Origin of the sequence: Algoriphagus vanfongensis DSM 17529 (assembly GCF_000429465.1) — a bacterium.
Taxonomy (GTDB): domain Bacteria; phylum Bacteroidota; class Bacteroidia; order Cytophagales; family Cyclobacteriaceae; genus Algoriphagus; species Algoriphagus vanfongensis.
On record NZ_AUBX01000010.1, the window covers coordinates 31509 to 53485 of the forward strand.

The 21977-nt window shown below is 43.3% G+C and carries 14 protein-coding genes; 8 read left to right on the plus strand and 6 right to left on the minus strand.

Annotation, left to right across the window (positions count from 1 at the left end; all coding sequences use genetic code 11):
• The first annotated feature begins 63 nt into the window (after positions 1 to 63).
• Positions 64 to 3549 (plus strand): SusC/RagA family TonB-linked outer membrane protein, encoded by a 3486-nt coding sequence (locus tag G460_RS0105355; protein ID WP_026954392.1) that lies wholly within the window; start codon positions 64 to 66, stop codon positions 3547 to 3549.
• Positions 3550 to 3561: 12 nt separating this feature from the next.
• Complete coding sequence (locus G460_RS0105360; RefSeq protein WP_026954393.1) at positions 3562 to 4995, plus strand: SusD/RagB family nutrient-binding outer membrane lipoprotein; 1434 nt, start codon at positions 3562 to 3564, stop codon at positions 4993 to 4995.
• Between the two features lie 127 nt (positions 4996 to 5122).
• Here G460_RS0105360 and G460_RS0105365 read toward each other — a convergent pair whose 3' ends face one another.
• Both G460_RS0105365 and G460_RS0105370 read right to left on the minus strand, forming a co-directional pair.
• Complete coding sequence (locus G460_RS0105365; RefSeq protein WP_026954394.1) at positions 5123 to 6496, minus strand: glycoside hydrolase family 140 protein; 1374 nt, start codon at positions 6494 to 6496, stop codon at positions 5123 to 5125.
• Between the two features lie 77 nt (positions 6497 to 6573).
• Positions 6574 to 6885 (minus strand): GNAT family N-acetyltransferase, encoded by a 312-nt coding sequence (locus tag G460_RS0105370; RefSeq protein WP_245578704.1) that lies wholly within the window; start codon positions 6883 to 6885, stop codon positions 6574 to 6576.
• A gap of 312 nt (positions 6886 to 7197) precedes the next feature.
• On the opposite strand from G460_RS0105370, the gene G460_RS0105375 reads away from it, so the two are divergent.
• From G460_RS0105375 to G460_RS0105400, 6 genes are all read left to right on the plus strand, one after another.
• Entirely contained in the window at positions 7198 to 9081 is a 1884-nt protein-coding gene (locus G460_RS0105375; RefSeq protein ID WP_026954396.1) for a 7TM diverse intracellular signaling domain-containing protein, read from the plus strand.
• Between the two features lie 290 nt (positions 9082 to 9371).
• Entirely contained in the window at positions 9372 to 12467 is a 3096-nt protein-coding gene (locus G460_RS0105380; protein WP_026954397.1) for a SusC/RagA family TonB-linked outer membrane protein, read from the plus strand.
• An 18-nt stretch (positions 12468 to 12485) separates the two neighbouring features.
• Positions 12486 to 14018 carry a RagB/SusD family nutrient uptake outer membrane protein gene (locus G460_RS0105385; RefSeq protein WP_026954398.1) on the plus strand — a complete coding sequence of 511 codons (1533 nt, stop codon included), beginning with the start codon at positions 12486 to 12488 and terminating at the stop codon, positions 14016 to 14018.
• 30 nt (positions 14019 to 14048) lie between these two features.
• Positions 14049 to 15143, plus strand: coding sequence for a LamG domain-containing protein (locus G460_RS0105390; protein WP_026954399.1), 1095 nt, complete (start codon positions 14049 to 14051; stop codon positions 15141 to 15143).
• A gap of 85 nt (positions 15144 to 15228) precedes the next feature.
• A complete protein-coding gene (locus G460_RS0105395) occupies positions 15229 to 17181 on the plus strand; it encodes a glucoamylase family protein (RefSeq protein WP_026954400.1) in 1953 nt (650 codons plus the stop codon).
• Between the two features lie 88 nt (positions 17182 to 17269).
• Positions 17270 to 18856 carry a glucoamylase family protein gene (locus G460_RS0105400; RefSeq protein WP_051315935.1) on the plus strand — a complete coding sequence of 529 codons (1587 nt, stop codon included), beginning with the start codon at positions 17270 to 17272 and terminating at the stop codon, positions 18854 to 18856.
• A 227-nt stretch (positions 18857 to 19083) separates the two neighbouring features.
• Here the strand turns inward: G460_RS0105400 and G460_RS0105405 are convergent, their stop codons facing one another.
• The 4 genes from G460_RS0105405 to G460_RS0105420 all read right to left on the minus strand — a co-directional run bounded on the left by G460_RS0105405 (position 19084) and on the right by G460_RS0105420 (position 21977).
• Entirely contained in the window at positions 19084 to 20499 is a 1416-nt protein-coding gene (locus tag G460_RS0105405) for an SDR family oxidoreductase (protein ID WP_026954402.1), read from the minus strand.
• A gap of 140 nt (positions 20500 to 20639) precedes the next feature.
• Complete coding sequence (locus G460_RS0105410; RefSeq protein WP_026954403.1) at positions 20640 to 21149, minus strand: lactoylglutathione lyase family protein; 510 nt, start codon at positions 21147 to 21149, stop codon at positions 20640 to 20642.
• A 227-nt stretch (positions 21150 to 21376) separates the two neighbouring features.
• Entirely contained in the window at positions 21377 to 21586 is a 210-nt protein-coding gene (locus tag G460_RS0105415) for a hypothetical protein (protein WP_026954404.1), read from the minus strand.
• A gap of 193 nt (positions 21587 to 21779) precedes the next feature.
• Positions 21780 to 21977, minus strand: coding sequence for a CsbD family protein (locus G460_RS0105420; protein WP_026954405.1), 198 nt, complete (start codon positions 21975 to 21977; stop codon positions 21780 to 21782).

Consider the following 21977-nt stretch of genomic DNA (forward strand, 5'->3'; position numbering starts at 1 on the left):
CAGACCCTCATAGTTCAAGCAATTCCTATCGCAAAACAAGTTTTACCAGAACAATTCAAAATTATGAAAAAAAAATTACCACCGCCTTTTAAAAAACTGGCAATGAGACTATTTCTTGTCCTCCTTTTAGGATCATTTTTGCAAAGTATGGTGTGGGCAGAGAGCAGCCACGCCCAAAAGCTGGAAGATTCAAAAGTACAGCTTGCTACTCGTGAATTGTCCCTCAACTCCACCTTTAAGCAGATCCAAAATCAAACTCCATTTCGCTTTTCTTTCCAAAGCGATTTGGACCTGAGTCAGCGGATCACGCTTTCTGCTAAAGACATGGACTTACTCAGTCTTTTACAGGAAGTTTCCAATCAGAGTGGTTTATCTTTTAAACAGGTCAACAACTCCATTGCCATCGCCAAAACTCCTGGAAAAAACGAGGTCGTATCCTTGGATGAAAAAGTGAAAATCACCGGAACTGTCACCGATGCCGAAACCGGTGAGACCTTGCCTGGTGTGAATATTATCATTGAAGGGAAAAACCAAGGAACTACTACTGACCTACAAGGGAACTTCACTTTGATGGTAGACGTCGGCGAAAAGCTCGTCTTCTCCTATGTCGGATATGACAGCCAAGTAGTCACGATAGCAAACCAAACCGAACTGAATATTCAGCTTGCCTATGACAGCGAAGTATTAGGTGAGGTCTTGGTGACAGCATTGGGTATTAAAAGAGAAGAAAAAGCATTGGGCTATGCTACTCAAAAGGTGGAATCTGAACAATTGGTGGAAGCCAGACCCAACAACTGGTCAGATGCACTTCGTGGTAAAGTAGCTGGATTGAATATACTTTCTTCTGGGTCCGGGCCACTCAACTCTTCCCAGATCAGCTTGCGCGGGGACAATTCCCTCAATCCTAATGGCAATTTTGCATTGATCGTCTTGGACGGCGTACCGATGAATTCAGGACTGACTTCATCTGGGGTAAGTAGTGCTTATGGCGCAGGATCTGGAAATGATGTGCCTGTTGATTTTGGAAATGGAATCGCAGACATCAACCCCAATGACATAGAAAGTATCTCCGTACTCAAAGGGGCTAGTGCTACGGCATTGTACGGCAGTAGAGCAGCAAACGGAGCATTGATCATTACCACAAAAAGTGGAAAAAGACGTGAAAAAGGCTTGGGAGTGACCATCAATTCTAATGTCAATTTCAACGATATACTCCAATGGCCAGACTCCCAATATGAATATGGACAAGGCACCGGACGTGCTTTTAATGCAGACGGAGATCTCTATTATTCCTATGGCGCATCCGAAGACGGCGCAAGTACAGGCGGTACTAGCTCTGCTTTCGGTCCACGATTCGATGGTCAATACTACTACCAATATGATCCGGAATTGGAAGGTCAATCTCTGGACAGAGAACTATGGAGACCTTACGAAAACAATGTAAAGGACTTCTGGAGAACAGGTCACACTTGGACCAACTCAGTCTCATTAGAAGGAAGTCATGAAAATGGTTCTGTCCGGGCGTCCCTGACCCATACAAAAAATGAGTGGATCATGCCCAATACGGGATTTGAAAGAACCGTAGCAGCCTTGTCAGTAGCTCAAAACATCAATAGCAAATTGAGATTGAATGCCAAAGTAAACTACACGAATAAAAACAGCGACAACCTGCCTGCCACTGGTTATAACAACCAGTCAATCTCCTATTTCATGATTTTCCAAAACCCGAGTATTGATCTGGATTGGTACAGACCTATATGGAAAAAAGGCTTGGAGAATGTAGAGCAAGTACATCCGTTTTCCAGCTTTATAGACAACCCTTTCCTGATAGCCTATGAAATGACGAACTCTGTGAATAACAACTCGTTCCTTGGCAACATTTCAGCAACCTATACTTTTGATGAGCACTTTGAATTGATGCTACGATCCGGCTTGACCATGAGTCAGGAAGAAAGAGCTATTCAAAGACCTTTTAGTTCTGCTAATTATCAAAGAGGCTACTACAAGGAGCAAGACATCAGCAACTACGAATCCAATACTGACTTCCTATTTACCTACAAAGGAAAACTAAGTGACAAAATCAATCTATCCGCTTCTGCTGGTGGGAATCAGATGATCAGAAAGTATAGAGCAATCAGTGCTGAGGTCGAAGGATTGGTGATTCCCGGAGTTTTTAAACTTTCTAATGGGATCAATAACCCGGCTGTGGCTACTAATGACAACAATCGTATCATCAATTCACTTTATGCATTGGCAAGTTTTGATTACGATGAAAAGATTTTTGTGGACATCACCGGAAGAAATGATTGGTCTAGTACACTACCTGAGCAAAACAATAGTTTCTTCTATCCTGCCATCAGCACCAGCTTTGTCCTGAGCGACATTTGGAACTTGCCTACTCCGATCTCTTTTGCAAAGGCAAGACTCTCAGCTGCCCAAGTAGGAAATGACACCGAGCCTTACCGTACTTCCAAATACTATGGTCAAAGTGATTTTCCCGGATCAGCGTCCGTTCCCACCACTCTTTACAACGTAGATTTCAAACCAGAAATCACCACAAGTTATGAAGCAGGCTTAGAAATGATTTTTTTCAACCGACGCTTGGGTTTTGATCTGACATATTATCATACCGAAACCAAAAACCAGATTTTGGAAGTGCCTGTTGAAATTTCTACAGGTTTTTCTAGAGCTATCCTAAACGCTGGCTTGGTGCAAAACAAGGGGGTGGAACTAGTAATCAATGGAAGTCCTATCAAAACCAAGGACTTTCAGTGGAACAGCTTTATCACCTGGGCAAAAAACACAAACGAGGTGATTTCTTTGCCGGATGAGCTTGATGGTAGTCAAACTATCGGTACAGGTGGTACCGCCTCCATCATTGCCAAAGTAGGAGGTACAACTGGAGATATTTACGGATTTGGATTTGTGAGATCTCCAGAAGGCGAAATCGTCTATGGAAGCAATGGACTACCTGCCAGACCTGATGAGATTCAATATATCGGAAATGCCTATGCGGACTGGAAAGGTGGATTTAGAAATGAATTCCTATATAAGAATTTCAGATTGGGGATTTTGTTTGATGGCCAATATGGAGGGATTGTATATTCCCAAACACACCATAAAATGTCAGAGCAAGGCAAGCTAAAACACACCTTGATGGGCAGAGAGGATGGATATATCATCGGGGATGGAGTGATACTCAATGCTGACGGCACCTACTCTCCAAATACTACGGAAGTAGCCCTTCCCTCCTACTATGCAGACTATTATAGAAGAGCCAATGTAGAGTCCAATTCGTTCGACGCATCCTTTATCAAGCTGAGAGAGCTATCTATTGAATACAACATTCCCGCTAGTATACTCCAAAAGTCTGCTATCCGCAGGGCCTCCATATCTCTATATGGAAGAGATCTCGCCATGTGGACTAAGTTTCCAATGTTTGACCCGGAAACAGCCGCACTAAACGGAGGCAGTCTACTACCAGGAGTGGAAATCGGACAGTTACCGACTCCTCGTTCTTTCGGAGCAAATTTGACTCTTCAATTCTAACATTCAGAAATCATGAAAAAATCAATCATATATACTTTCCTCTTGGTGATCATTTTTGGATCTGCGTGTACTGAGGATTTTCAGGAAGTCAACACCGACCCCAACAGAATAGATCAAATCAGTCCCGGTACGCTATTAAATCCTACGATTTACGGAATGTTCAGCTTTGGGACTGATCGTGCCGATGCTTTTACCTTCCAGGTCATGCAAGTGGCACTTCCTTTTCCGAGTCCCAATGGTGGCTTGCATCGCTATGATGTCAGCGAATCTGCAGGGAATAGCACCTGGAGTACCTATTATAGATGGTTAGTCAATCTCAAGGAAATGGAAGATGCAAGTATCGAAGCATCCGCTACAAACTACCAGGCAATAGCCTTAACACTCAAAGCATATGCGCTCAGCCAATTGACCGATAGCTTTGGAGATATTCCTATGGATGAAGCGAGCCGAGGAGAAGATGGGATATTCCAACCCAAATTTAATACGCAAGAAGAGGTATATACACAGATCTTCAGTGATTTGGAAAAGGCAAATACACTCTACGATCCGACTATGGCAATGGTGTATGGAGAAGATATCCTGTTTCAAAATGACGTTGAAAAATGGCAAAAATTCACCAATTCACTTCACTTAAGACTATTGTTGCGAGTTTCCAAGCGCTCTGAAATGAATGCTGATCAGAAGATGGCAGCCATTCTATCCAATGCAGATCAATATCCTGTTTTTGAAAATACAGCTGAATCTGCAATTTTGGACATAACTGGAGTGACACCCAACCTTTCTCCATGGGGAAGAGCAATTGATTTTACCACCTTCCGGTCAATTTCTGAATTTTTTGTAAATCAGCTCAATGAACTCAACGACCCCAGAAGAAGCACCTTTATGACCCAAGCGAGAGATCTAGACGGCGTGACAACACTTGGGTACAAAGGAGTCCCGAGTGGCTATGCCGGTGCCGAGACACAGTTTCAGTTTATCCCAAGCAATCACAACATTGCCTTGGTACAGGCACCGATGATTTCATTGGTTCTGACCTATGCAGAGGTAGAATTTATCAAAGCAGAGCTGGCAGCGAAAGGAGTGATTTCATCGGATGCTCAGCTTCATTATGAAAATGGTGTGAAAGCTGCGATGGAACAATGGGATGTAGCAATCACGGAGGATTATTTCAACAATGAATCAGCTAAATTCAATGGTAGTTTGGAGCAAATTTACCTGCAGAAATACTTAGCTCTGTACTTCAATGACTACCAACAATGGTATGAATATAGACGAACCGGCTTCCCAATTCTTCCAAAAAATGAAGGAATGGAAAACAACCAGCAGGTTCCGGTGAGATTTAGATATCCTGTATCTGTTATGATCAATAATCCGGACAATTACCAAGAAGCAATCGCTCGAATGGGAGCAGATGATATCAATACACAAGTATGGTGGGAAAAATAACCCATCCTCAAAATCTAAAAAGGAGACCAAGTAGTTGGTCTCCTTTTTTTATAAACCTATCTTACAAACTGTGATCAACCTTATAAACATTCTGGAAAATGGGTTCCTAGGGAAGCTCTTCACAGTGTCACTGATCCATCGAGCTAAAATCAACTGGAAGATTTTCATCAGATAGAATCAATAGAAAATCACTCCCCTTACCACTAGCCCAAGGTTTGAACTCCTGAGCTTTGTCCGTCTCAAATTTGCCAATAAACTTCACTGCTCCACTTCTGGGATTAAACCAATAAGCATTTAACCTATCAGCGACCATCTTTTGCAAATCAATGGTAAATGGTTTTCCAACAGGCGTATATGCGATGACTATCTTCTTTTCAGAATCAATTGAGCTAAGAATGTAAGACTCGTCCTCCAGATTAGTATTCCTAACTAAACTCTGATTGAGTTTCATTTTTTGCCAAGGCAGTTTCTCAAACAGGTGCCTCATATAGCCCATCTGTGCGGACCCCGGTAGATCAAGTGCGGCTTGCCAGCCAGTTCTCGCATTGATGACAGGTATTCTGCTCACATCATACATTTGCCAGATATCATTGCAGCCATAGGTATACCCTGCCGCTCCAGCTATCATAGTCCAATAGGCCGAAACTCTGACATCGCTATCATCCAGCCATCCATAAGCCTTCTCTTCCCAAAATCTATCCGGAATATTTTCATATCTCGCTTCTCCATTGATTACCGGCCGTTTGATTGGTAGCATTTTACTCTCGCTCACATAAGCATATTCCTTTGTAGTACTGCTATGACCGCTCTGAAACATATCAAAATCAAGCCATTCCTCATTGATGAAATCCGTTGCCTTTTTTGCTCCCACTGGGTGAAAACTGATCAAATGCCTTTTGTCAACGTCCCGAATCCCCGTCGCCATTCCATGAATCACTCCAAAATGGCTATCTGTTTCCAATGCTCTATCACCACCTAAAATCCATATGAGATTGTTCGTATTCAGATATCTTTCAGCCAGAAGCTTTCCATAGTCTCTTGCATTTTCCTTTTGAAAAATCTCTGGTCCAACACCCCATTTTTTATTGAATTTATCACCCCATGTTGGCAATAGTGCTACATAGAGTCCCAGCTCATTTGCTTTCTGCAAAACATAGTCCACCAGCGTGAAATATTGCTCATTCAATTTATTTGGGTCGTTGTCGACAAGAGGCCTTTCTCCATAAGCATTCGGGGAATTCAAACCGTCAAGTTCAGCCAAAACCACCGTTTGAATCACAGTGAAACCCTTATTTGCTCTATCAGTCAAATATTCATCAATTTGATGCTTGTCCAAGCGATGAATCAATTCCCACGCTGTATCCCCAAGCCAAAAAAATGGCTGATCATCTCCTGTCACGAGGTAGCTGCTGTCTTTGCTGATTTTCAGCAATGCCAAATCTTGTCCAAAAGCCATCTGGCACATCAGAAAGAGGACAAAAATCACTAGTAATTTTCTCATGGATACTATGAAGTAAGGATATAAAAGCCTGATTTGGAACGAGGATTGGATCAAATTATTTGCTATGCTAAGGATACTTATTTCAACTCCATATGCAAAATCGGATAAGGTTTCCCAGAGGAATCCGATTCAGAACGCTTTTTGACTTCAAACCCGCAATGTTGGTAAAATTCCAACGCTTGTCCATTTTGCTCATTCACATCCACCTTTTTCACTCCCATAGTATCAATAGAATATTCCAAAAGAGTTTTTCCTATTCCAATTCCTCTGAAATCAGGATGAATAAATAACATTTCCAGATTTTGATCAGCAACTCCCAAAAAACCAATAAGCTTCCCTGTTTCATTTTTAATGCATCTCAACTCTACCGCATCTAAATAGGTGTTCAAAATCAGCGGTTTAAAATATTCAATATCCTCTTCTTTTAGAAAATGATGGGTCGCTCTGACAGATGCCTCCCACAGCTCTACTACTTCTTGATAGTCCTGTTTTGCTATTGACTATATTTGGTACATTTCTTCGATTTGTGGTATTCGTTTCTAGCAGCTGAAATACGCCAATTCCAGTTAAAAAATCAGCAGCTGCAACTAATTAAGGTAGATTCCAAACAACTTCACGATATACTCCATCACCTTTCTGCTCAATGTCTTGATTCATTTTTTGGTAACTTAGCGTCCACTAGACCAACAAACCCAAATACCATGAGCAGAAAGCTTTCCATTATAGTGCTTTTCCTGCTTTTTGCACCTATCGCCATTGTCTCTGCCCAGCGGATATCAGGCTCTTCCACCTTTCGGATTGAAGATGATCTGGAAGAAAGAATCTTTGCCATTGATCAGTTGGAGTTTTTTGAGGACACGAGTAATCTTCTGGAATTTGAAGATATCATCCGCCCCTCTTTTCAGGGTAATTTCAAAATTCGACCTGATTTTGACAAAAGTAATTTTGACATCGAGCATACTTACTGGGTCAAATTATCCATCGATAATGATCCTTTGAGCACTAGGAAGTGGCTGATCGAATTTTATGATCAAAGTATCGATATCCTGACCGCTTATTCTCCTGATAGGGATGGGCACTATCATGAAACCTTCTTTGGCGACGCACTCCCGTTCGAGGTCCGCTCTATCAAACACAAAAATTTTGAAATTGTGATCGCCAATGAAACAGAAGGGATCTCCAATTACTATTTCAAAATCAGATCTTCCCAAAAAGCAGATATCCGGATTGCCGTAAGATCGATCAATCGATTCGTGCATTATGCACTCAGCGAATACTTTGCGTATGGGATATTTTATGGGATGATTCTGATCATAGGTCTCTATAATCTTCTGATCTACTCCGCCATCCGCGAGATCAAATACCTCTATTATACATTTTATCTAGCGAGTGTGGGAATCTATGCGATGTGCGTGGATGGGATCGCATTTCAATATCTCTGGCCTGATCAGCCCGGATTAAACCAAGTGGCAAATGGAGTGTTCAGTTACTCAATTGTCCTGTGGGCGATTCTCTTTTCTATCAAATTCCTCAATACCAAAAACCGCTCTTATACGATACATGTGATCCTTTTGGGGATGTTGGTTCTGAAAACCATCCTATTTCTCGGAGGCTTGACCAAAGACCCCAAACTTCTCGAAATCAAGTTTTACGACATTATCCCCTTCTTTTTCATCTTTGCCGCCAGCATTCATATCTGGAGCAAAGGCTACAAGGTCGCCCGTTTTTTTGTAATTGCCTATGGGGTATTGTTTCTAGGAGTGACGATCAAAACCCTCGTCAATTCGGCCATTATCCCCCATCAGACGCTCTTGTATTACAGCCTCCACATAGCTTTTTTACTAGAAATGCTGCTGCTGACTTTCGCACTTGCAGATCGTGTCAGGATCCTCAAGGACAACCGGGACAGGGCTTTCCAGCGAACTATACGGCAGATGGAGACCAATGCAGAACTAAAAGAAAAAGTAAATCGCGAACTCGAAAACAAAGTGAGTGAAAGAACTCGGGAGCTCTCCGAAAAAAATCAGTTGTTGGAGGATTTTGCAAAGCAAGTCAGTGAGAGAGATGAAGAGATCAAGCGAATCAATTCACTTTTGGATAAGGATAACTACAAGCTAAAAAGTAGTATCCGAGAATCTTTTCAAGCACGATTGAATAATAAATTGCTGACTTTCGAAGAGTTCAGAAAAATATTCCCAGATCAATCTGCTTGTCTGAGATATCTCGAGGAGGTCAAGTGGTCCGGTGGCTTTGAATGCCGACAGTGTGGCAACACCAAAAGTTCCAAAGGACCTAAAACCTTCACCAGAAGGTGTAGCAAATGCGGGCATATAGATTCTGTGACAGCAGGCACTATTTTTCATGGTGTCAAATTCCCTTTGGAAAAGGCATTTTACATCGCATACAATCTCATCACCTCACATGAAAAGCAAACTCTGAATCAACTGGCAGAGCTACTAGATCTTAGAAAAAATACTGTCTGGACCTTTCGCAAAAAACTAAGTCAGAACCTAGCAGATTCTGGAATCAGCCAACCAACCTGGAATGATTTGTGGGTCCTGCATGAACCATCGAGAATCGATTAATCTCGCTTCATTCAGGCGTTAATACGATGAAAATCGAGCATTTTTTTGCATTAGTATTCAAAGGGGACAAAGATGAAAAAATATGGCCCCATTTAATCATAGGTCAGATTTTTACTGAGATTAAACTGGAACAAACTCCTTAAATTTTGTTAATAGAATTAGGTAGATTTTCACTTTAAAATTAAAACTACCATCACAAGATTTTTTAGTCTTTCTACCTTCATATTGGGTATCTCGGACAAGCCGGCATACTATCACAATTCTTTAGTTAAACCCAAAATTCCTTTCGTATGAAGATGCCTTTACTTGAAAGTAAGGAGGCATGGAAGTACCAGACATTGAGTCTGGGAAAATTATCCATGATTATGGCTCTGCTGCTATGGGCCGCTACGCTTCCAGCATTTGCCCAATCTGTTCCCATCACCGGGACGATTGTGGATCCGACTGGCTTTCCCCTTCCCGGAGTCACCGTACTCGAAAAGGGCACCAGCAACGGAACTATCACTGACATCGATGGTCAATACACCATCAGTGTCTCTTCTACTGAGTCGACTCTGGTATTCTCATTTGTCGGATATGAAACTCAGGAAATTCTCATCGGAAATCAGACTACCATCGATTTGACACTCGCAGAAGCCATCGGCTCTCTAGACGAAGTGCTGGTCATCGGATATGGTACACAAAAGGAAAAAGATCTGACTTCGGCCATCTCCACGATCAAAACCGAGGACATTACCAAGACTCCCACACCTAATGCAATGCAATCTCTGCAAGGACGAGTAGCAGGTGTGCAGATCGTAAGTAACGGAGCGCCAGGTTCTTCTCCGACTGTGAGAGTGAGAGGCGTGGGATCATTCGAGGGAAATGCCGCTCCACTCTACGTGGTAGACGGGATGTTTTTTGACAATATAGACTTCCTCAATCCCAATGACATCGAAAACATTTCCGTACTGAAAGACGCCTCTGCATCAGCTATTTATGGTGTAAGAGCTTCCAACGGGGTGATCTTGGTCACCACCAAGTCTGGCTCTTATGAGCAGGCGCCGGAGGTAGTGTATGATGGCTATTATGGTGTCCAGGTCCCACAGAATGTTTTGAAAATGGCAAACACGCAGCAGTTTGCTCAATATATCCGTGAAACCGGCTCCGCGCCTGACATAGCATTTTTGGAAAATGCCATCCAGCGTTACGGCAGAAGCCGTGTGGACCCAACCATCCCAGACGTCAATACTGACTGGTACTCTGAAATCATGAGTCCTGCATCGATTCAAAATCATAGCCTTACATTCAATGGAGGATCTGCCAAAACCAGATATTCCATCGGTGGTAGCTTTTTTGACCAGCAAGGATTACAGAAGGAGATCAGAAATGAATACAAACGAATCAATCTTAGGGCAAAAATCGATACCGATGTCAAAGATTGGCTGACTGTAGGTGGTAACTTCAATTTCTCAGTCGCAAGACAGTATGTCGGTGAAGATGCGGCTTGGTTTAGAGCCTATTTCGCAGTACCGACTATCCCGGTTTACGATGAAATGAATACAGCTGCTAATCCTCTGAATCTATCCAATGCGCAGCAATTAGGCTACAGAAGTAGTCAAAACCCTTTCTACCCGCTGATGTACACTGATAATAGAAACAATGTGGCTAAGGTGACGGGGAATTTCTATGCAGACATGAATTTGATTCCGGACAGATTGGATTTCAGAACTTCCTACAATTACAGCCTATACCAGCTCAATTCCAGAAATGTGAATTTTGCCTACAACGACGGCATTACCGAATCTCAATCTGCCTTGAGAAGACAGAGTGAATCTGGTTTCAATCAGATCATTGACAACTATTTCACTTATACTAATATCTGGGGTGATCACATGCTGACGGTCACTGCTGGCCAGTCTTTCAGAAGTGAATATGCTGAAGTGCTTTTTGCACGGGGAACAGGACTCAGCCCTAATCCTACTTGGGAAAATGAGCAATACTGGTACCTTTCCAATTCTCAAAATTTTGACTTGGACGGCATAGGAGATGCCAATGGAAACACCATCAATTCCAACCTTTACTACTTGTCATTCTTTGGAAGAGTAGCTTATAACTTTGATGAAAGATACCTTCTCTACGGTACTTACCGTCGGGATGGCAATAACAAGTTTCAGCAAAAATGGGGGGACTTCTTCACCATTGGCGGTGGATGGGTGATCACTGAAGAAGACTTCTTTGGGGTAGATGCCATCAACTTTTTGAAACTTAGAGCTTCATGGGGGCAACTGGGAAATGATGGAATCAGGCCTTCGATCGGCGCTCCTTCCCTAGAAGAATCCAACACTGCACTGGGAGATGTCCGCTACATCGGTCGAGTATTGAACCCGACCTATGACCTCATCGACAAATGGGAAACTACCGTCGAGAAAAACTTTGGAATCAATGCCAAACTATTGGAAAATAGACTCTCTATAGACGCTGATTATTTTATCCGAGACACCAAAAATCTGGCTGTTAGCATCATTCCTCCGGTATTCCGATCGACTGAAAGACGAAGTGTCGGTGAAATCAGAAATCAAGGTCTTGAATTGAATATCACTTGGGCAGACAATATCACTGAAGATTTCTCCTACTACATCGGAGGAAATATAGCTACGCTGAAAAACACTGTGCAAAGCCTCGGTGGTCCTGAAGGACTGGATGCAGGGTCGGCTGAATTCAGACAGAGATCCATTATCGGCCAGCCTTATCAGGCATTTTTCGGCTATGAAAGCACAGGAGTCTTCCAAAATGAGGAGATGATCACAAACAGCGGCTATACAGCTGAATTTATCGCTGAAAACAATCTTGTCCCGGGTGATCTGATGTTCAAAGATCAAAATGGAGATGGCGTCATCAATGATCAGGACCGAGTCGTATTGGGATCTTTTCTGCCCAAATTGACCTATGGCGCCAACCTTGGGTTTTCATGGAAAGACCTCGAGTTTTCAGCTTTGATTCAAGGTCAGACAGGTCATAAAATCCTCAACAGAAAGCGCGGAGAGATCATTTTCACCAATGATACCAATATCGATGCGGATCTAGCAACCAATCTCTGGAGGGGTGAAGGCACTTCGGACAAGTATCCGTCAGCTGCCGGACTCCGCAAAGGTTGGAATCAAAACTTCAGCACCTACTTCGTAGAGGACGGCTCCTATTTCCGGGTACAAAACGTCCAAGTAGCATATACTCTCAGAAATATACTCGGAGGAAATATCCCGGCGACTCGCATGACTTTCACTGCAGAGCGTCCCTTGACGATATTCAGCTACAATGGCTTCAATCCTGAAGTTGCCAACGGAATTGACCGCCAGGTTTATCCGATTCCAGCTGTCTACACTTTCGGCCTGAATGTGAAGTTTTAAACCCAAAAGAATCAGAAAATGAAAATTCATCAAAAACTAACGATACTGGGACTAGCCACGGCTTTCATTCTTCCGACAGGCTGTACCGACTTATTGGACGAACCTCTACAGAATGTCCAACGGGTAGAGGAAACGGACTATACGCAAACTGAAAACATGATGCTCCTCGTCTATGGAGCCTATGCAGAACTGAATGAACTACAGTGGGAAAGCTTCCCTACCATCTCTGTCAGGGGTGACGATGTCAATCCTGCAGGAGATCAGGAAGCGTTGACTCGAACTGATCTATTCGAATATGACCGCAATTTCTGGCTGTACAATTCTACCTGGCTCAATCTCTATTCTGATATCATCTATTGGCATGGAGCGATGGAGGAAATTCTAAAATACCAAGAAGCAGGAGCTGATTTGGCACAAACCAACCAATACATCGCTGAATTGAAAGTCATGCGCTCTTTCGAACTTCTCATCTTGGCGAGACTTTGGGAAAACATCCTAATTCCGACGAGTTCTCAGCCTAGAGATCTTTACAATGTGGAAGTCTCCAGCTTTGAAGAGGTCATGCAGCATATTTCCGAGCAAATGGACGAGGCCATCCCCAACTTGGCCACCGTCCGTCCCAATCAACGGACAGATATTCCCGGAGGTATCAGCCGCTATACCGCGCTGGCTGTGAAGGCGATGGCCAATCTGGAGCTAGGCAACTACCAAGCAGTAGCCGATGCTACCGGAGAGATCATTGCGAATGGTAATTTCGCTTTAATGGATGATTACTATCAGCTTTTCAAAATACCCGGCAAGTTGAGCAATGAAAGCCTGCTGGAATTGCAATATTCAGATTATGGCACTGCCACTGGTACGGTCAATAGATACCTATGGGACTTCTTTGGTCCTGCCAGCTGGGCACCTGCAGTCAGTGGAGCTGGAGGTGGCTGGGGATTCTGGGAACCGTCCAGTACCTATGTGAAATTCATGCTGGATAGAGGAGAAAGAGAACGACTGGAAACCACCGTTTTATTCACTCCAGATGGGATAGTCGCCATCCAATCTGACCCAGATTATGCGACTTTGCCTTCATGGGTGAGCAATACCTCTCCCGATGGAGATGTATTCAACAACCACCCTAGGTATAAATTCCTCAGTGGTAAATTTTACTTGCCTTCGAATCAATTGACTGAGGGGAGATTTACTTATGGAGAAAATAAAAACTTCTCCGTGATCCGATATTCTGAAATCCTCCTGATGCATGCGGAAGCATTGACTAGCGGTGCAGCTAGCTCCGTGATGAGCGCAGATGAAGCTGTCAATCTGGTAAGAAGTAGAGCTGGTATGAACGCCCTTTCCGGAGTGACTCTGGATCAGGTTTTAGATGAAAAATATGCAGAATTCGGTACGGAATGGGGCATCCGGTTTTTTGACTTGGTCCGCCACGGCAAAACTTCGGCTTTAAGCTATGAAGGAAGGACTTTCTCAGAAAGTGACAGATACCTGCCCTATCCATTGGAGCAGCTGGATATTCTTCCGCAATTGGCAGAATTCGAAAACCCTTAATGCCATTTCCTAACAGATAACCCAAAAAACATGAAATTCAACAGCAAGTACATTGTTGCAGGACTACTGGCAGTCAGCTTTGCCTGCAAGGATAGCTACATAGATGATATTGAACCCGTGGCCGCTGGTACGGATGAGGCAGCACCAGTTATTTCAGTGGATTTCCCTTCAGAGGGCACCATGATACGAGTGACTGAAGATATCACCTCCATCGATATCAAATTCTCGGTTTCAGATGACATCGAAATCGGAGATATCAAAGTACAAATGGACGGGACTGAGATAGGTTCTTACTCAGACTTTAGAGATTATAGAAATGCTATCATTACCCTGCCTTATGAAACCTTGGGTAATGGAGAGCATACTTTGAGCATCACTGCAACTGACCTTTCTGGTAAAAACAGTTCTGAATCCATTGCTTTCCAAAAAGCAGAACCTTACCAACCTGTTTATGAGGGCGAGGTATTTTATGCTCCATTTGATGGTGAAAACCTGGAACTGATCACTCTTACAGAAGCAGAAGTCACAGGAGCACCTGGATTCACGACAGACCGTGTCGCGGGCACCAATGCCTATGCAGGAGCAACTGGAGCCTATTTGACATTCCCTACCACTGGTCTACTCAATGAGGAATTCAGTGCTGCCTTCTGGTACAAAATCAACGCAAATCCAGATCGGGCAGGAATCATGGTAATCGGACCTCCAGATGAAGCAAATCCATCTGCCCAAAATAATCGGGTTTCAGGTTTCCGTCTTTTCAGAGAAGGGTCTGCGACCCGCCAGGTTTTCAAACTCAACGTAGGAAATGGCACTGCAGATTCCTGGTTTGACGGAGGAGATGACGCAGCTATCGATCCTACTGTCAACAATGGTTGGGTTCATATTGCCTTTACCATTTCCAATACCGAAGCGGTAGTCTATATCAATGGGGCAGTAGCCAAACAAGGTGAATTTTCGGGTGTAGACTGGTCTGGATGCGATATACTATCCATTATGTCCGGAGCTCCTAGGTTTTCAGGTTGGAACCACCTTTCCGACCAGAGCTACATGGATGAATTGAGGATTTTCAACAAGGCACTCAGCCAAGAAGAAATCGTCACAATCATGGCAGAAGAACAACCTTAATCACCTCATCAGCCGAAGTCGCGCTTGCCTAGCTTTCAACTTTGAAATTCGGGCAAGCCGATTTCGGCTCTTTGCTTTTTACTACATGAAACAACTATTTCTCCTGCTGGGTATTTTTCTGCTGCTTATTTCTTGCAGAGAAGAGGAAAGCCCAGACCTCATGCTTTTGGAAGCTAAAGTAGGCTCATTGGTGATCCCTCTTGATGGTTCGGTAGTAGAAAATGTACCGCTTGACAGAACGATCAGCTTAAATTTTTCAGAAAATCTGGATCCATCCAGCGTCAATGGTTCGATACTTCTCACTGCAAATGGGCAGGCTATTTCCAGCAACTTGAACCTTGCTTCTCCCAAAACTCTTACCGTTCAGGCTTTGGGTGGTTTTCTCAGCGGTCAAGTTCATCAACTGGAAATTAAGAGCACCCTACAAACCACTGCCGGAAAGTCATACATGGGTAAGATACTTTCATTTTCCACCCAAGCTGGTGATTTGACTGTAGAATCCTTCAATTTCGAAGGAGCAGAAAAGCTCCCGAATGGAAGAATCCAAAACGTCTCATTAGACCTTGACGCCCAAATCAAATTCAACTTTGCACTAGATCCAAGCACAATCGAATCCGCCATCCTCTTAGCTGGACCAGAGGCTTCCTCCCTTGCTTTTGAGCTATCCACTGATGGTAAACTATTGAAACTGAATTCCACGGAGCCTTTGTTGGATCTCTACCCATTTGAGCTTTCCTTGGCTAATACCTTAAAAGGAGCCAATGGAGAGACGTTTTCTGGTTGGCAGCAGGAGTTTTATACTGTCGTAGATCCCACTCCCAAATTTCCCATGATTTCAGACGAGGAGCTTTTGACCACAGTTCAGGAGCACACTTTTCGCTATTTCTGGGACTTTGCCCATCCTAGTAGTGGCATGGCACGAGAGCGATATACTTCAGGCAATACCGTGACCACAGGAGGAAGTGGATTTGGTCTTATGGCCCTCATCGTCGGAGTAGAACGAGGGTTCATCAGTAGAACACAAGCAGTCGAGCGCTGGACCAAAGTGATCAGCTTCTTGGAGACTGCCGACCGCTTTCACGGAGCATGGCCTCATTGGCTACATGGAGAGACGGGCACGACTATCCCATTCAGCACCAAGGATAATGGAGGAGATTTGGTAGAAACTGCACTTTTGGTCCAAGGGCTACTGACTGTCCAGCAATATCTCAATCCTGCTGAAGTGGCTGAAAAGCAACTCATCGATCAAATAACAAAACTGTGGCATGATGTCGAGTGGGACTGGTATACCAAAAATGATAGTGGCGTACTCTACTGGCATTGGTCACCGGACTACACGTGGGAAATGAACCTCCCCATAAGTGGATACAATGAATCTCTCATCGTCTATGTCTTAGCTGCTAGCTCCCCCACCCATTCTATCTCAAAAACCACCTATGAAGAAGGATGGGCGCGAAATGGAGCCATTCAAAACGGATCTAGTTTTTATGGAGAGCTGCTACCTCTGGGAGACGATTATGGTGGTCCACTGTTCTTCTCCCACTACTCTTTCCTAGGGCTTGACCCAAGAAATCTCCAAGATCAATATGCTGACTATTGGGAGCAAAACGTGCAGCACAGCCTGATCAACCAAGCGCATGCTGAAGCCAATCCCAAGAGTTTTATAGCCTATTCGGAGGAAAATTGGGGTTTTACTGCTAGTGACAATCCTACGGGCTATAGTGCCCACTCTCCTACCAATGATTTAGGCGTGATCACTCCAAGTGCGGCAATGTCTTCTTTTCCATACACTCCTAACCAATCCATGAAGGCATTGAAGTTTTTCTATTATTCATTGGGTGAGCGTATCTGGGGAGAATATGGATTCCACGATGCATTTAATATCACAGAAAACTGGTACGCAGATTCCTATCTCGCCATCGATCAAGGGCCGATTATCATCATGCTAGAAAATCACCGAACCGGGAAAATCTGGGATCTTTTCATGCAACAACCTGAGGTACTATCCGGTCTGGATAAGCTTGGGTTCTCATACTAAATGGAAAATTCTCAAGCTATCCTCCTGAAAAATTTATGTTTCATCGCTGCAGTTTCAGCTTATCACCGAACTATAAACTTTGAATATTATGAAAACATATTTGAAACTATCTATTAGCTACTGCTTCTTAGCTCTCATGGGCTCGGGCTGCGGAACCAAGGAGCCATCGGAGCCAAGTCCTGTGATAGCCAAAGGCTACGATCGACATGTGGAGCTACATTGGCCAAAGCAAACCGGAGTCTCCACCTATGAGATTTGGGTGAGTACCGAAAACAATAAGTTTGCGAAAAGAGCCACTGTTCAAGACACGATCTACATGGATTTTGTCAATGACTTGGGTAAAAACCTAAACCTGAAATACAAGGTGGTCGGAATAGACGAAACAGGTGGCTCTCAAGACCTAGGGACAAGCCCAGCTACTACTCGGGACTTTTCGGATGAGGAGTTAATCAATATGGTCGAGTATTATACTTTTAGATATTTCTATCAAGGTGCCGAAACTAATTCGGGTATGGCCCCAGAGCGAATACATATCGACGGAGACTATCCTCAAAATGATCAACATGTAGTCACCACAGGTGGTACAGGGTTCGGGATATTCGGACTTTTGGCAGGAATAGATCGCGGCTGGATCACTCGACAGGAAGGCGCAGATCATTTCGAAAAGATGGTCAATTTTCTCGAAAAAGCAGATCGATTCCATGGAGTATGGCCGCACTGGCTGGATGGTCAGACAGGAAAAGTAAAGCCTTTTGGCACGAATGACAACGGAGGAGATTTGGTAGAATCTGCCTTCCTGATGCAGGGCCTATTGGCTGTAAGAGAATATTACAAAGATGGTTCAGAGCAGGAAAGGAGTATAGCCTCCAAGATCGATCAACTCTGGAAAGAAATGGAATGGGACTGGTACACGCAAGGCGGGCAAGAGGTGCTCTATTGGCATTGGTCACCAGACAAGGAATGGGTGATGAATTTTGCATTGGAAGGTTACAATGAGTGCCTGATCACCTATATTCTTGCAGCATCCTCCCCTACCCACACGATATCGCCGGATGTCTATCACAAGGGGTGGGCGAGAAATGGTGGAATCAATACGGACATCAAAGCTTTTGGATATCCCCTAAAACTCAAGCATAATGGTTCGGAAGCCATGGGAGGACCGCTGTTTTGGTCTCACTATTCTTATTTAGGACTCAATCCCAAAGGCCTAAAAGACCGCTATGCAGATTACTGGCAAGAAAACACAAATCATACGCTGATCAACCGAGCCTGGTGCATTGCCAACAAAGAGGAGCACAAAGGGTATGGTGAAGATCTCTGGGGACTCACTGCCAGCTATTCTGTCAATGGCTACTCAGCCCATCGTCCGGGAGAAGATCTTGGGGTCATCTCCCCCACAGCGGCCCTTTCATCCATGCCATATACACCTGAGGAAAGCCTAAAAGTGCTCAAAAATCTCTACTATAATTATGGAGAAAAAGTATTTGGTAGATATGGCTTCTACGACGCCATGAGTCCGGAAGCCAACTACTATCCTAAGAGATACCTAGCCATCGACCAAGGTCCCATCGTCGCCATGATCGAAAATCATAGAACAGGATTAGGCTGGGAACTATTCATGGGAGCTCAGGAGATCCAAGATGGACTGGCCAAATTAGATTTTCGGGTAGACTGATGCAGTCCTTTCAAAGGTCAAGGTTATTTCAATAGCCAAAAGCCTAATTATGAGCTGACCTCTGAAAAACAAGCTCGGTTCTCAATCAAAACCCCTTCCATAGTCCTTTGGAAGGGGTTTTTAGTTTGTTAATCTGGAACCATCTATTTTCCATGAAAAACTTCTTTTGAAAGCTCCAATTCATTCCGGTTCGAGAGCAAGATTTTCAGTTCACCTCAGGATTAAATTCAGCTCAATTTCCGTATCAGTCCAGAAAAAATAAATCCATGAAATGGATACACCATGTACCAGTAGAGTCTCCCAAATAAGCCTTTGGGCCGAAATGTAGCTGTCTGATGCAGTAAACCATCTTTCACCTGAAACTCCAACCAGGCCTCTCCCGGAAGCTTCATTTCAGCAAACAAAAGCAATCGACCATCAGATTTATTGGCATACAAAACTCTCCAAAAGTCCAGCGTATCTCCAGCTTGAATGTGAATGCTGCTCGTTCTACCTCTCCGCAGGCCCACTCCGCCTACAAGCTTGTCCAGAAAACCCCTGAGCTTCCAAAGCCAACTGCCATAATACCATCCCTGCTCCCCGCCTATCATCCATATCTTTTCTATAGACTCAGCCACATTGGCAACTTTTGCTTTCCGGGCGTCTTTGAAGCAGCCATAAGCTGGAACCTTTATAAAATCGGAAATTCTATAATCCATCCTCCCACTAATCGTAGAGTCTTTCCAACTGGATACGATCTCGTTTTGCTCAATTTTGCTAAAAGCCCGTCGAATACATTCTTGATACGACAAGGGCTCCAGGTGAAGGATTTGGTTGATTTCAGAGTCTTTGGCTATCACTTCGACTTTCATACTATCGACCAAAGAGATGGCAAGTTTATAAGAAGTCGAGGTAATGAAATACAACCAATACGAAGAAAGCTTTGGCGTCATGACAGGAACTGTCAATATGCTTCTCTTGAGACCTCGCTGGCGCGCAAAACCCAAGAGCATCTCCTTATAAGTTAATATTTCCTTTCCGGCAATATCATAACTCTGCTTAAAGGTTGCTTCATTGCCCAGAACTCCTACCAAAACTTTCATCACATCTGACACACCAATAGGTTGACATTTGGTCTTCAGCCATTTTGGGGCGATCATGATTGGTAGTTTTTCTACCAAATCTCTTATGATTTCAAAGGAAGCACTCCCCGAGCCGATGATGATTCCAGCCCTGACAGTTGTCAGTGCAAAATTTCCTTTTTGCAGTTCCAGCTCGACTGTTTTTCTGGATTGTAGATGCTTCGATAAAGTGTCAGAATTGACAATGCCGCTTAGATAGATTACTTGTCTGGCATCTGTTTGATTTATTTCTTCTCTGAAATTGACAGCGGATAGTTTTTCCAGTTCATTGAAATCACTGGCTGTAGACATCGAATGAACCAGATAATAAGCATAGTCAATATCTCTCGGAATAGTATGTAAAGTCTCTTTTTTCGTCAAGTCCAGCTCGACGACCTCTACATTTTCCTTGAGGGCGTTTACTAGATGAAATTTATTTTTGTCCCGAACACAACAGATCACATGGAAGCCATTTTCGACTAATATCGGCAATAGCCTCTTTCCAATATATCCAGTTGCTCCGGTCAGAAAGACTCTTTTCATAGGCTTGCTTTGAGCACCAAAACCTGATTGCTACATAGAAAACCGGAAATAATCCTGAATGTTTGTATCACCTCAGGAGCAAGCTGGAGTATTTGGAAATCCTAGATGGATCAGTCCCACACTACGAGACCAGAGTCATCCTATTTCTGATAGGCTCCAGAGGAATAGGTCAATTCGTAGCTATGAGTATAGATTTCAAATACAATCCCGAAAGGATCCTGAACATACACCATTTTATAAGGTTTTTCTTCCGGATAGTATTCTCTAATTGGCATTCTCTGCTTTCCGCCGGCTGCAACTATTTTCTGAGTCAATCCTTCAATGTCTGGATCTTGCACACAAAAATGAAACAAGCCTGTATTGAAAGGGTTAAATTCAGGAGCTTCTTTCACACCATGTGGAAAAGAAAACAACTCAATCCCGATGCCATCTGACGTAGACATGTGGGCGATTTCAAATTCTTCCCAATCCTCCCCAAATACATCGATGCACATTTGACCAATGGCTGTATCCGTTTCTTTTTTGACTACGGAAGGAGGCATGATTACATACCAACCCATGACATTTTCATAAAATTCCACTGCCTTGGTGATGTCGGGCACGGTGATCCCAATGTGGGAAAAGGATTTGGGATAGTTCATTGCTTTCATATTCTTGAGATTTTTCTATTGTCCCGCTGGAGATTGCCTAGCGATAATTTTAGCTTACAATCCCAAAAGGTCCGAGATGGTTCAAAAATTTCAGAATACTGAAATGAAAAATATCCGAACCCATCCTTGTCCTGAATAAGTCAAAATTGGCATTCTATGCATTTTGATTCTAGAAAGGAATAAACAAAAAACCCAAACTACCTGTAATAGTTTGGGAGCTGATTTTGCTACATTTTTCCACCCAAATCGAGTGAGTTGTCTATTGAATTGATCAATTCCTGCTCCAACAATTTCAATTTGGAGAAGCAGTTTTTCAATTCACTGTTAGCAAGTCGGGTCATCATAAGAATCTTTTTTCCATCCCGTTCCCCTCTTTTTAGTTCTCCCAGTACTTGCTCGATATTCTCGATAGATTTAGAATATGAATTCGTTTCCATTCCGTTTAAAATTAGAAAACTTGATACTAATAATTACCCCAGGTGAGTGATAAGAGAAAAGGGCCAAAGAAAAGATTGAAATAAAGAATCTGTTATGCGTATTTCCTTTATATCTACCCTCCTTAGCCCTCTTCATTTTTTAATCAGAATAGACTTTCTGATCATCTAAGCCATAGACTAAATCCTTTGGCTTTTACAAGTTGTTCTTGTCGATAAACTTCTCCAACTCTTCTTGCGTCTTGCCAGTTTTCTTTTGGATGCGTCCCAAAAGCTCGTCTTCCTTGCCTTCTACATAGGTCAAGTCATCATCTGTCAAGTCTGCATATTGTTGTTTCAATTTGCCCTTGATCACATTCCAGTTTCCTTTGATTTTGTTTGTGGTACTTTCCAT